At 63.7% G+C, this 13,029-nt stretch carries 9 protein-coding genes and 1 pseudogene; 6 read left to right on the forward strand and 4 right to left on the reverse strand.

Annotated elements, in window-relative coordinates:
- Positions 1–315: 315 nt before the first annotated feature.
- A complete protein-coding gene (locus EN824_RS21045) occupies positions 316–2,484 on the forward strand; it encodes a malate synthase G (RefSeq protein ID WP_135932655.1) in 2,169 nt (722 codons plus the stop codon).
- Between the two features lie 176 nt (positions 2,485–2,660).
- On the opposite strand, the pseudogene EN824_RS21050 reads toward EN824_RS21045, so the two are convergent.
- A pseudogene (locus tag EN824_RS21050) lies at positions 2,661–3,563 on the reverse strand (ATP-binding protein); the annotation flags it as partial.
- A gap of 39 nt (positions 3,564–3,602) precedes the next feature.
- On the opposite strand from EN824_RS21050, the gene EN824_RS21055 reads away from it, so the two are divergent.
- Positions 3,603–5,246, forward strand: coding sequence for a recombinase family protein (locus EN824_RS21055; protein ID WP_135932656.1), 1,644 nt, complete (start codon positions 3,603–3,605; stop codon positions 5,244–5,246).
- Positions 5,247–5,427: 181 nt separating this feature from the next.
- Positions 5,428–5,763, forward strand: a complete 336-nt coding sequence (locus tag EN824_RS21060) for a DUF2958 domain-containing protein (RefSeq protein ID WP_135932657.1) — start codon at positions 5,428–5,430, stop codon at positions 5,761–5,763.
- 36 nt (positions 5,764–5,799) lie between these two features.
- On the opposite strand, the gene EN824_RS21065 is transcribed toward EN824_RS21060, so the two are convergent.
- The 3 genes from EN824_RS21065 to EN824_RS21075 all read right to left on the reverse strand — a co-directional run bounded on the left by EN824_RS21065 (position 5,800) and on the right by EN824_RS21075 (position 8,612).
- The gene (locus EN824_RS21065) at positions 5,800–6,870 is read right to left on the reverse strand and encodes a NotI family restriction endonuclease (protein ID WP_135932658.1); all 1,071 of its coding nucleotides are present in this window, start codon (positions 6,868–6,870) and stop codon (positions 5,800–5,802) included.
- Positions 6,870–8,018, reverse strand: a complete 1,149-nt coding sequence (locus EN824_RS21070; protein WP_135932659.1) for a DNA cytosine methyltransferase — start codon at positions 8,016–8,018, stop codon at positions 6,870–6,872. The genes EN824_RS21065 and EN824_RS21070 overlap by 1 nt, the downstream gene beginning before the upstream one ends.
- 123 nt (positions 8,019–8,141) lie before the next feature.
- The gene (locus EN824_RS21075) at positions 8,142–8,612 is read right to left on the reverse strand and encodes a very short patch repair endonuclease (protein ID WP_135932660.1); all 471 of its coding nucleotides are present in this window, start codon (positions 8,610–8,612) and stop codon (positions 8,142–8,144) included.
- Between the two features lie 875 nt (positions 8,613–9,487).
- On the opposite strand from EN824_RS21075, the gene EN824_RS21080 reads away from it, so the two are divergent.
- From EN824_RS21080 to EN824_RS36100, 3 genes are all read left to right on the forward strand, one after another.
- Positions 9,488–10,726, forward strand: coding sequence for a hypothetical protein (locus tag EN824_RS21080; RefSeq protein ID WP_135932661.1), 1,239 nt, complete (start codon positions 9,488–9,490; stop codon positions 10,724–10,726).
- 483 nt (positions 10,727–11,209) lie between these two features.
- Positions 11,210–11,488: a hypothetical protein gene (locus EN824_RS21085; RefSeq protein ID WP_135932662.1), complete on the forward strand. Its 279-nt coding sequence runs from the start codon at positions 11,210–11,212 to the stop codon at positions 11,486–11,488.
- Between the two features lie 1,163 nt (positions 11,489–12,651).
- Positions 12,652–12,894, forward strand: coding sequence for a hypothetical protein (locus EN824_RS36100; protein WP_245521002.1), 243 nt, complete (start codon positions 12,652–12,654; stop codon positions 12,892–12,894).
- Positions 12,895–13,029: the final 135 nt, after the last annotated feature.

Below are 13,029 nucleotides of genomic sequence, written 5' to 3' on the forward strand. Positions count from 1 at the left end.
CGCTCACGAAGATCGTTTGAAAGCGCTCGCGTCATCAGATGCTGGCCTCCAATCCAGCCAGCATCTTGAATCACAAACCAGCTGCTTTGGGAATCCTACGATTCTCTCAAAACAGGAACCGCTCTAGGATCCATTCCGTGACGGTGGAGGTAGAGGGAACGGTTCAGAATGGCGCACGCAAACAGATGAAGAACACTCCGCACGGATGTGTCTTCAAAGAAGGCCTAAAATGCCCCACCTTCACCCTAAGCTGAATTGACCCTGCACCCCTGACATGCCAAACGCCCCGCAAAGCCTTTCATCTGGAGTAGCCTGATGACCGATCGCATCGAGATCGCCGGATTGCGCATTGCCCGCGAGCTGCATGACTTCGTCGTCGACGAAGCGTTGCCCGGCACTGGCATCGAAGCGGCACGCTTCTGGAACGGCTTGTCCTCCATCGTCCATGATCTGGCGCCCAGGAACCGGGCGCTGCTGGCGAAACGCGATGCCATGCAGGAGAAGCTCGACGGCTGGTACCGCGACAAGGGCGCGCCGATCGACATGGGCGCCTACAAGGCGTTCCTGAAGGAGATCGGCTATCTCGTTCCCGAAGGTCCGGCCTTCAGCGTCTCGACCGAAAATGTCGATCCGGAAATCGCCGTCGTCGCCGGGCCGCAGCTCGTCGTGCCGGTAATGAACGCGCGCTATGCGCTCAACGCCGCCAATGCGCGCTGGGGTTCGCTCTACGATGCGCTGTACGGCACCGACGCCATTCCCGAGACCGGCGGCGCGCAGAAGGGCAAGGCCTTCAACCCCGCGCGCGGCGCCAAGGTGATTGCCTGGGCAAAGGACTTCCTCGACCAGTCGGTACCGCTGACCACGGGCAAATGGGCAGGCGTCAACGGGCTCTCGATCGCCAATGGCGCGCTGAAGCTCGGCGAGGGCGCCGGCGCCACCACCCTTGCCGACCCGAAACAGTTCGCCGGCTATCGCGGCGATGCCGAGAATCCGGAAGCCGTGCTTCTGGTCAAGAACGGCCTCCATACCGAAATCCTGATCGACCGCGCCAACCAGATCGGCCGCACCGACCCGGCTGGAATCGCCGACGTCATCCTGGAATCGGCTTTGACCACCATCCAGGACTGCGAGGACTCGGTCGCCGCTGTCGACGCTGAGGACAAGGTCGTCGTCTACCGCAACTGGCTCGGCCTGATGAAGGGCGACCTCGCCGAAGAGATCAGCAAGGGCGGCAAGAGCTTTGTCCGCAAGCTCAACCCCGACCGCGCCTACACTGGACCCGCCGGCGGCCAACTCACCGTGCCTGGCCGCTCGCTGATGCTGGTGCGCAATGTCGGCCACCTCATGACCAATCCGTCGATTCTGGACCGTGACGGCAACGAGGTGCCGGAAGGCATCATGGACGCGGCGATGACGGCGCTGATCGCGCTGCACGATGTCGGGCCGAAGGGGCGGCGGATGAACTCCCGCGCCGGTTCGATGTATGTGGTGAAGCCGAAGATGCACGGACCGGAGGAAGTCGCCTTCGCGGTCGAGATCTTCGACCGCGTCGAGGCGCTGCTCGGCATGGCGAAGAACACCATCAAGATGGGAATCATGGACGAGGAGCGGCGCACCACCATCAACCTCAAGGAAGCGATCCGCGCCGCCAGGGAGCGCGTGGTGTTCATCAACACCGGCTTCCTCGACCGCACCGGCGACGAGATCCACACCTCGATGGAAGCCGGCCCGATGATCCGCAAGGGCGACATGAAGCAGGCCGCCTGGATTTCCGCCTACGAGGCCTGGAATGTCGACACCGGTCTCGAATGCGGGCTGGCCGGTCATGCCCAGATCGGCAAGGGCATGTGGGCGATGCCCGATCTGATGGCGGCGATGCTGGTCGAGAAGATCGCCCACCCCAAGGCCGGCGCCAACACTGCCTGGGTGCCGTCGCCGACGGCCGCGACGCTGCACGCCACGCACTATCACAAGGTCGATGTCCACGCCGTCCAGGCGGCGCTGAAGAGCCGGCCGAAGGCGAAACTCGACGATATCCTGTCGGTGCCGGTGGCCGTGCGGCCGAACTGGACACCCGACGAGATCCAGCGCGAACTCGACAACAACGCGCAAGGCATTCTGGGCTATGTCGTGCGCTGGATCGACCAGGGCGTCGGCTGCTCGAAAGTGCCCGACATCAACGATGTCGGCCTGATGGAAGATCGCGCCACGCTGCGCATCTCCTCGCAGCACATCGCCAACTGGCTGCGCCACAAGGTCTGCTCGGAAATCCAGGTCAGGGATTCGTTGCAGCGCATGGCGGCCATCGTCGATCTGCAGAATGTCGGCGATCCGCTCTACCGGCCGATGGCGCCGGATTTCGACAGTTCGATCGCCTTCCAGGCCGCCTGCGACCTGGTGTTCAAGGGAACCAGCCAGCCGAATGGCTACACCGAGCCGGTGCTGCATAAGCGGCGGCTGGAGTTGAAGGCGAAACAGGGCTGAGCTGGCGCAAGCTTGGACCGGAACCGGTCCACGGACCCTCCTGAATGGGCTCAGTTCAGCCCAAGCGCATCGCGCAGCTTCGAAACGTTATCTGCCAGCCGTCACCGGCCCGGCCGGTGCCTCGAGGTCGCCTCGCGAGCGTAGAGCCGGCAATGTTGTGCCCAGTGCTGCGGTCTCTACGCCGCCTGCGCCACACGCTCCGCGCTCATGCGATAGGAAATCGCCTCGGCCAGATGGATGCGGCCGACGGTTTCGCTGGCGTCGAGGTCGGCCAGCGTGCGCGCCACTTTCAACACCCGGTGGTAGGCGCGGGCGGAAAAGGCGAGTTTTTCGCTGGCGTCCTTGAGCAGCGACAGGCCGGCGGCATCGGGCATGGCGATCGCCTCGATGACAGCCGGCGCGCAATGCGCGTTGGTGGCGGCGCTGTTGACGCCGAGCCGTTCGAAGCGCTCGCGCTGGAGCGTGCGCGCGCGGCCGACGCGGAGTGCAACGTCAGCACTCTTCTCCGCCCTGTCGGGGCGGATCAGGTCGCTGGCCGAGACCGCCGGCACTTCAATACGAAGATCGATGCGGTCGAGCAGCGGTCCTGAGATGCGCGCTTGATAGTCGGTGCGGCAGCGTTCGCCGCGTACGCACCGATAACCCGGCTCGCCGGCCATGCCGCATCGGCACGGGTTCATCGCCGCCACCAGCTGGATGCGTGCCGGATAGGTGACGCGGTGGTTGGCGCGCGCGATCATGCAGTCGCCGGTCTCCAGCGGCTGGCGCAGCGCATCGAGCGTCTGCGGCGTGAATTCGGGGAACTCGTCGAGGAACAGCACGCCGTGATGGGCGAGCGACACCTCGCCCGGCCGGGCGCGCATGCCGCCACCGACCATCGCCGCCATCGAGGCCGAGTGGTGCGGAGCGCGGAACGGTCGCCGGTCCGTCAGCTTGCCTTCGCCGAGCTCGCCGGCCACCGAGGCGATCATCGAGACCTCCAGGAGCTCCTTCGGCGCCAGCGGCGGCAGGATCGAAGGCAGCCGCTGCGCCAGCATCGATTTTCCAGAGCCGGGCGGACCGACCATCAGCAGATTATGCTACATTAATTGGGTTGGATATGTTACGGGAATCGGACCATGCCTAAAGCTTACTCATATCTCCGTTTTTCCACTCCGGAGCAGAGCAGCGGTGACTCGACCCGTCGGCAATCTACAGCCGCGATCGAGTGGTGCAAGCGCAAGGGGATCGAGCTCGATCAGGCGTTGTCGTTTAGGGACCTTGGTCGATCCGGCTTTACAGGTGCGAACTTTCGCGAGGGTGCCCTTGGCGCTTTTTTCGATGCCGCCGAAGCGGGGATTGTCGAAAAGGGATCGTACCTAGTCATCGAGGCGCTGGACCGTTTCAGCCGCGAGAATCCGATGGCAGCAGCGGACCGTCTGTTCCGCCTCGTGCGTCTCGGGATCACCCTTGTGACCACCGATGACGGACAGGAATATTCCGCTGAACGCCTTTCGGGAACCGACCCTTCCGCCATGCTCCTGCTTGTCGTCAAGATGACCCAGGCACACCTTGAATCCGTCCGGAAGTCCGAACTTGTCGGTAAGGCATGGCGGCAGAAGAAAGCCCTTGCGCGGACCGAACAGAGGCCGCTTACGCCGCGCTGTCCGGAATGGCTCGAACTCAGGGACGGTCGGTTCGTGGAGCGCCCCGAACGTGTCGCCATCGTTCGCCGCGTTTTCCAAGAGACAAACGACGGGGCCGGCCGTCGCGAGATCGTGCGCCGCCTCAATGCCGAAGGCATACCGCCTTTCCGAGGCGGCAAGGGGTGGCATACTTCCAGTGTTGCCAAGGTCATTCAAGGCCGCGCCGTGCTTGGCGAATATCAGCCTCACACGGGGACACACCGCGCAAGGAACCGGAAACCGGATGGTGACCCCATTCTCGACTTCTACCCATCAATCATTGACGAGGTGACCTATAGTCGGGCGCAGGAGGCCACCCAAGGCCGTCGCCAGCGATCGGCAGGTCGGAAGGGCAACGCCGTCCACCTCCTGCAGGGCATCGCCCGGTGCGCATCGTGTGAAGGAGCGATGCACCTCCGGAATCACGGTGCTCCGCCGAAGGGTGGGATCTATCTCGTTTGTTCCTCGCACGAGCGACAGGCCGGGTGCGACAATGCTCGCAGGTGGCGCGTGGACCGTCTGGAACCCTCTCTTCTGACCGCTCTCGGCTTTGTGGACGCGCAGGCGTTCAGTCCGCTGGACGACGCGACCCCCGTGGCTGTCGAACGCGTCACCGTGGCCCGCGTCAAGCTTGAAGCCGCAAATACACGGCGGAAGCGCTGGGGCGACGTTCTGGACGACCCTGACAGCGTCGATGACGACGAGGCCAAGGCGCGCTATTCGGCTGCCGCTGCCGAGGTCAAGGCTCTCAAGAAGGAACTCAAGGCCGCCGAGACGGAGGCCGCGCGGCTGGCGGCAGACCCCGGCATGATCGCTCGCCTTACCGATGCCGCCACGCTGTCCCGCCAAATCGAGGAAGCCGACGCGGAAGCGCGGCGAGCACTCCGTATCCGCTTGTCGGGAATCCTTCGTGAGCTTGTTGAGCGCGTTGAGTGCGGCGAGCTTGGGGCTGTTATGGTCCTGAAGCCCAGACTCGGCCCACGTCGGCTTGAAGGTGTAGCGCCGTTTACTTTTCGGCGAGACGACCGTGCCGTGTGGAGTGCGCTCTTGGAGGCAGATGCGGACGAGGCGACGCAGGATGCGTTTCTTGGGTGGTGACCTCCACGGCCACCTATTGTCGGCTGCACGGTGTCCGTTCTTTCTGCCTTCATAGGGCGGCCGCTCCTCAACGCTTATGGACAAGCGCAAGCGTGCCTTACGGCATCCAGCTAGCCTCGCTTTCCCGCCCTTTCGGGCTTCCAGAACGGCTGCATTGTGCAGCCGAAACAGGAGGCCGGAAATGCTTCTCACCCACGAACTCCGCACCGCTCTCCGCCGCAATGCGGATCTCTCGCACCAACGTGAACGAGACCACTACCCGCTCGTGAAGTGCTTCCTCCCGAATACGGGCGCGGCTTGGCTTTTCACGGAGCTCGCCGAAGATGAGGATACCTTGTTTGGCCTCTGCGATCTCGGCCAGGGAAGCCCGGAACTCGGCTACGCCAGCCTTGCCGAGCTTCAGAGCCTTCGCGGCCCCGGCCGCGTACTGGTTGAACGCGACCGCCATTTCAAGGCGAGGAAGACGCTCTCGGAATACGCCCTCGACGCTTGGCGGTGTCGCAGGATCGTCGCGTAGACGGCGATCCGACTCCCCGGCAACGTCGGCAAGGTGTCAGTTGCCGGAAGGGGTGGGGTTGGGGAAGACTGTCGCACCATTCTCGCCGATCTCGAATTTCGGCGCGGGCAGCGCTTCCGCCACCTTGCCACCTAGCTTGCTTTCGAATTCGGGGAGAGTGGTCGGCCGGCCGGCTGTAAGGCCTTTCACAGCATCCTCTAGCGTCGTGTAGATCGTCCTGTCGATTTTCAGGATGGCTTTGCCCGGCTCTTCAGTTTCGTCGAACGCGACGACGATCCAAACGATGTCGCAGTTCGAGATGTGGTCCATCGGTTCCATGTAGTCCAATGCATCCAGGAACGGGCGGTCGATCACCACGACCATCTTCTTGCCCCAGCGGCGAAGGGTCGGGACCTTTATCATTAACTGCGGCATCAGGCGCTTGGGGCCGCTTGAGCGGAAGTCTGGCCGCCGCGCGGCACCCGGCATAGGAACGCCGTTGCCGTTAAAGGACATGATCTCGGCGTGGTCCTTCGACATTGCGCCGCCGCTGAAATACACGGCCTGCATTTCCACCGCGCACCACTTCGCGCCGTCCTCTGGGTGCACGAAAACCAGGTCGATCCTGCCAACATCCTCTTGGCCGGGATCAAGGACACCCTCGTCGTCGGCCTCCTCTGCGGTCTCCTCCTCCGCGTCCGCCATTGCATCGGCGGCAGCCACGGACTTCGGCCTTCGCAGGAACGGGATTTCCTTGGCGAACAGCGGGTTCTCGGTGCCCAGCAGTTCCTTCCCGATATGCCTGACTATTGTCCCGTTTTCGAGGAAGCGGTTTGGACAGGTGGCCGTGATCGGGCCGAACGTTATGTCGTCGCCGGGCTTGAGCGGCGGGTGGAAGTTTCGGATCGAGCATACCCCACCAGCCTTGTTGCAGTGAAGGTTGCCGCTCTGCGGCCCAAGCGCCGGGACTTGGTGGAAGAACGGGCACGGCATGGCTGTGTTCTTGGCCTGTACAAACTCCCTGCGCTTGTCGTTCGACAAGCCAATGAAGCGTTGGCCGTACCACTCGGCGATGCCGTAAAACTGCTTCTTTTTGTCCGCCTTGGCGGCTTTTGCTTTCTTCGCCATCAGGCGACCGCGAGGGATGCGCTCTCGGGTTCGTCCCGCTCAAAGGAACGGTCGGTCTCCAGCAGCGCCTTCGCCACGGCACGCCCGAGCAGCGGAGGAACCGCATTGCCGACTTGGACATATTGGTCAGTCCGGCTCCCCTTGAATTCGAAGGAATCGGGGAAGGACTGCAGCCTTGCCGCCTCCCGCACCGATATGGCGCGGTCTTGCTCAGGATGAATGTAGGCACCCCAATGGACATCGCACTTGGTCAGGATCGTGCAAGAAAGGTCCGTCTTGCGAGGCCGGCCATATCGCTTGGTGTGGTCGGACCGCTTGGCCCTCTTCATGCCCTCCGGCAGCAGGTTGAACGGGATATCGCGCCAGCTCCCGCCCGCCGGGATGTGCTTCATCCGCTCCTCGTTGACCTTGGAAAGGCGAGAAGCTGAGTGGTTTGTCAGCCGCTTCACTCCCTTGCGGAGCTCGCGCTGGTACGGATTCATCGGCAGGCTTCCATAGGATTCCACCGGGTGCGAATCGCCGTTTTTCAGGGGCGACAGGTCGCTGATCGCGTCCCACACTGTCACGAACGGCTTGAGGCCTTCGCCATGCGTCGGCTCGGGAAAGCGAATAGGCGCGCCGATCCTGTTCGCGATGAAGAATATCCGCCGCCGCTCCTGAGGAACGCCATACTCCTCAGCTTTCAGGATTTTCCATTCCACATGGTATCCAAGGCGGTTCATGCCTTCTTGGATTTCGCGAATGATGCCGCCGTCGGCGATGCTCGTCAGGCCGGAGACGTTTTCCATAACCAGCCAGCGCGGCTTCAACCCTTTCACGATGCGCAGGTATTCCCTGAAAAGGCCTGCTCGGGGGTCATGTACGCCGCGGCCATGGTTGTAGACCGAATAGCCTTGGCAGGGCGGCCCTCCCACGAGCACGTCGAGTTCGCCCGGCTTCAGGCCTGTCGCGGCCAGGATGTGCTTGACCTCGATGTCCTGGATGCGCCCGCCAAGGAACTTCGCCCCTTCGTGCGTAGCCCTGAAGGTGAGGCCCGCGCTCTCGTCATAATCCAGCCCGGCGAGGACGTGGAAACCTGCCTGCCTGAATCCTTCGGACAGTCCACCCGCGCCGCAGAACAAGTCTACGACGGTTCCATTGTGCGACATAATTCCCTCCGGGAGCCGGGATCCTCTGGACAGATACAAAACGAGAACATTTAAGAAATGTTTCACGCGCTACAGTGAATCGGGCGGGCTCGCCGCAAGCCCCGCCGATTCGGCGGGATGGTATCAGAAGGATTCAGGAAGTGAATCCCCTGCGATCTCGCAAGACGCAGTTCCTGCCATTATCCACTGCGCAGCCATCTCGATGACCTGCTCGGCCCCGAGTGCGGACTTTCCGCGCAACGCGCACTCCCAGATTGTCAGGCTCCGCCAGCCTGCCGATTCGACTGCCGAGGCGTTTCTGATGTCGCGTGCCCGCGTGCGTTCGATTTTCGGATGCCAGTACGATTCATTTGATGAAGGAAGCTTTGCCGTGCCGCATCGGTGGCCGTGCCAATAGCAGCCGTGGATGAAGATGACGGCCCTGTGCTTGGTCAATACAATGTCGGGCCTTCCAGGAAATCTCGAAGAATGGAGGGAATAGCGAAACCCCAGGGCATGGAGGCCATTCCGAATTGTCAGTTCCGGCTTTGTGTCGCGCCCCCGGATCGATGCCATGATCCGGCTTCGGACTTCAGGTGAAACGGTATCTGCCATATGCCATTGTGCCATCCCGTGCCCACTGCGAGAAGACCAGCTACCGCCCCCTCCCATGCACCGCTACGCCTTGTCTAGGGCCGCCAGAATTCCATGGGTTCAGATACCGCCTGCCTCAAAAGCAGCGCTCTATGACCCCTTAGAACGCGACAGATTATTGCGCGAAGGCCGGAATCGACCAGATTCCACCCCCGTTAGAAAAGCCCGCCCCTTCTTTCAAATGGACCGCTCTCCGGGGGCCGTCGGTCCCGGTTCCCGCCTGTGGCGGCGCTATGCTGAACCTCCTACGGCGACCCTTGTTAACCGGGATCGCGGACGCGAATTTTCCTTCGGCTCCGGGCGGCTCTGTCCGAAAGTTCGGTCGCCCAGAGCGTCGTCTTTATACGCTGCTCTTTTCCTTTGGCCCGCTGGGCCGTGCCGGCACGGCCCAGCGGGTATCCAGGTCGCCCCGCGAGGTGCGTGAGCCCTCCCCGGGAGGGCGCAGCATGGCCGAAGGCCGGGAGGGAGAGGTGAGAGCTTGACCTAGTCCGCCGGCCGGCCGACCATGAAAAAAGGCCGCGTCACAGGGCGGGAACCCTCAGCGGCCTTCTTGGAGATTGTTCGATAATGATGAACATCGGCGTTGAGATTGTAAAGCCCCTTGCTGGCAACGAGTGACCGCCCGGCTGGCAATCAGGCCAGCCGACCAGACGCCGAAGTCTACCCCTCAGACCAAATTTGTTGACGAACGTAGGCACTACGAGGCTTTCGGGCCGTTCGAGCACCTGACGGCGCTGCACCCTCGCAACACGCGATTGGACGGCGGGCGGAGGTGTGGAACAGTCTCCTTCGCCCAGCGTGTCCGCGACCACGAACGTCCTTGGCGGGAGTGGTCCGTGGACCTGTCGGAAGCCGCGCATCTGGCAGGCGACCTGGTTGTGCGGGGCGAAGCCGAAGACCTGTATGTCAGTCAGAACGCGTTCCGAGGCTGGCGGCGGATAGCTCAACTTTCGACGCTCGGAGCGTGTTATGTCGACCTCGACTATCGGACGCGGGCAACACACGCAGGCAAGCCCTCCGAGGCTGTCGCTGAGGGCATTTTGTCGGCGCTGGATGAGGAAGGAATCCCGGCTCCTTCCTACATCATGAAGACCGGCCGTGGCTTGTGTGCGGTGTGGCTCACGGAACTCCTGCCCCGCGCAGCGCTCCCTCGCTGGCAAGCCGTCCAAGTTCGTTTGGCGGCTGTCCTGACACGCTTCGGTGCTGACAAGGCCGCCCTCGATGCCGCGCGCGTGTTCCGGGTAGCCGGTTCGACCAACAGCCGAGCCGACCCGCTGGACGCGACCGTCCGGATGATTTGGTGTCAGGGGGCGACAGCTGCGCCCTACCGTCATGTCTTCGGCGACCTCGCCGACGAGGTGCTGCCGCATACGCGCGCCGAGCTACGCAGCCTGTCGGTCGAACGTGCCAAGAGGAAGGCGGCAGGGCGCATCGGGGCAGCCGGCACACCCGTCCACACGCTGACCACGCAGACCTGGGCGGAGACATTGTTGACGGATCTGCAACGGCTGCGGGCGCTCCGGTATCCCGAAGGGTCCATCCGATCCGGCGAACGGGACAAGTGGCTTTTCTGTGCAGCGGTGGCTATGTCGCATCTTTCACCGCCTGCCGTTCTGGAGAGAGAGTTGTCAGCCCTCGCAATGGAAGCGGCCGGCTGGACTGGAGCCGAGACCAAGAGTCGAATGTCATCGGCCCTTGCCCGCGCCCGAATGGCAGCCGCAGGGACGAGGCTTGAGCATGACGGTCGCGAGGTGGACCCCCGCTACCGCATGCGATCCTCGACGGTTATTGACTGGCTCGAAATTCACCCCGGCGAGATGCGGGAAGCCGGACTCCGGATGCTCGTTGACCAAGGCCGCAGCAGGGAACTCGCGACAGAGCGGCAACAAGCCAGCCGTCGGCGGAAGGGCGCTGCGTCCCGTGCCGAGGCGCAGTCCGCAAGGCTCGCACTCGGGCGGCGCGCTCTGTATCTCCAGGCTCGCGACGGGCTTTCCATTCGCGATCTCGCTGCCCAGTTTGAGGTTTCTATGGGACAGCTCTCGAAGGCAATTTCCGAAGCAGTGAAAAACAGCTGAACGCCTTGGTTTCCAAGGCTGTTCACGTTTCGTGACGGTAGATGGTGGCGTAGCCCTACCAAGTCAGAGCGAAGCGATCCCGGATTGTAAAATCAATCTCCGACAGGAAGACCCAAGCCAAGCCGCTGGCACGTCGCACCCCTTCGCGGAAAGGCGCTGCGGCGGGTTGTCGATCGGACGGCCACTGACTTCTCAAATCCGGCTGTTCGGACACCAGCGTCAACATTCTAACGCGCAGGAATGCCCGTACGATGCCCTCGCCGAGGTCGTCCGGTATCTTGACTCACGGGAAAATCCCCATCGCCGCGTTGCAGCGCCTAATTCGAAAACTGACCAGCAGCCCTTGTCTCCCCATCCGCCGGCCGCAATCGTTGGAGGGTAGCCAGCAATGGTCGGTGCTACGCCCCGCCCGCTGGCAAGGGGGAGGAAACCTCCCCCGTTGACCCCCACCCGCCGCCCGGCGGTCGAGATAGGAGACGACGCATGACGCAGCAGACTCCGCCCAAGGGCGTGATCGCCACTCTTCTGGCTTCCTGGGATTCGCTGACCGAATCTCAGAGACAGGATATTGCAGCCACGCTCGCACGAAGGTCGAGCAGGCCCATGCATCCGGATCGACAGCGCGAGCTTGAGCGCTTGGCAACCACAGCGGCAGCGACCTCATCTGACGGCGCTTTGGAGGCTTTTCGGATTCGTATGGCACGTCGATCGCAAAAGGGTGTCGAGGATGATCCGGACGTAGCATCGGGGTTCCGTCCGTGACGGCCACCACAACCATCCGCCTGACCGCCGATGAGCGCGCCGCCCTTGACGCAGCAGCCTCCGCCGCCGGGCTCGGCCCATGTTCCTATGCCCGGCAGGCCGTCATGGCAGCGGTCGGTCGCGCCACCACCGTGCGCCGCCGTCCGGACGGGCTAGCGAGGGCCATCGCACGACTGCTCGGGGAGGCAGGCAGGATCGGCAACAACGTCAATCAGATGGCCCGCCACGCTCACCAGGGCGGACGTATCCGGGCCGATGAGCTGGCGGCTCTCCGGACGGAGCTTGCCCGCTTGACGGCTGCCGTCCTTGCCCATCGAGAGCCGCGATGATCGTCACGACCGTTCGCCATGGCCGCACTGCCCGCGACACTCAGTACCTGCTGGCGCACTTGTCCAAGGAGCAGGGCCAGCGTTCCCGCGTGGTCCACGTCGCCGCACCGACGGGGACCGCCCCTGAGGCGCTGACCTATATGGAAGCGCTGCGCGATGGCAGCCGGGCGACGGTCGCCTATCACCATATCTCCTTGAATCCTTCTGAAGCACTCACGGACGACCAGCGCGAGGAGGCCGTCGTCCGTGTTCTTGCAGCCATGGGCGCGGAAGACCATGCGCATGTCGTCTGGGAGCATTCGGAAAAGCCCAGGCGTGGCAGCGCCGTCAAATCGCACTATCACTTGGTTGTCAGCAACGTTGGCCCCGACGGCAAGGCGCTAGACGACGGCCGTTCTTTCGTGCGGCTGGAGGCCGCTGCGCGAGCGCTGGAGCACGATTTCGGCCACAGCCTGACCCCCGGCCGCAGGACGGCAGCCGTTACAGCGGAGTTGGAGTACACCGGCCGTGCCGATGTTGCCGCGCGGGTCCGGTGCGATGCGCCGCCCGAACCGCCACAGTCGTCCATGTCGTCGCGCCAGCGGGCGCGGGCCGACCGCCACGGCCTGAGCCTTCCTGATGTGCGGGAAGCTGTTCAAGCAGCCTGGGCGGCCAGCGACAGCCCGGCCGCGCTGCGCGCTGCACTCGCCGAGCGTGGCCTGTCCGTGGCCGCTGGCGACAAGGCGGGTGTGTGGATCGTCACCACAGGCGACGGACAAACGCTCGGCAGCCTAGATCGCTTGGCCCGCGTCAAACGCCACGACGTGGCCGCCCGCATGACACAGGAAGGAACACATGACCGAGAAGATCCCGCCCGCGATGCGAGCCTTGAAAGCGACTTTCGACGAGGCCCGCCAGGGCCGGGAGGCAGCCGAAGCGCTGGCCCCGCTGCTAGCCCTGCTGGACCCGCCGGAGGGGGCGGAAGGGAGTCCCTTGGACGAGGTGACGGCCCTCCTCGCAACGATCCTTCGGACGCAGGAAAAGACGCTCGAAGCGATCGAGCGGCTGACCGCTCGTATCGACGTGGGCAGGCGCTAGCCGGTGTGGCTCTCGCCCGCGCTGCGCGTAGCGCGGAAGTCCGCGCCAACGCTCGCCGTCTCCGGAAGCGGTTTCGGCAGCGCGGCCGCGACTCAATTGCGGTACATCGCCTTGCGCGCGTTGACCTAGACGAAC

Source organism: Mesorhizobium sp. M8A.F.Ca.ET.181.01.1.1 (assembly GCF_004792025.1).
In the GTDB taxonomy this organism is placed as follows: Bacteria; Pseudomonadota; Alphaproteobacteria; order Rhizobiales; family Rhizobiaceae; genus Mesorhizobium.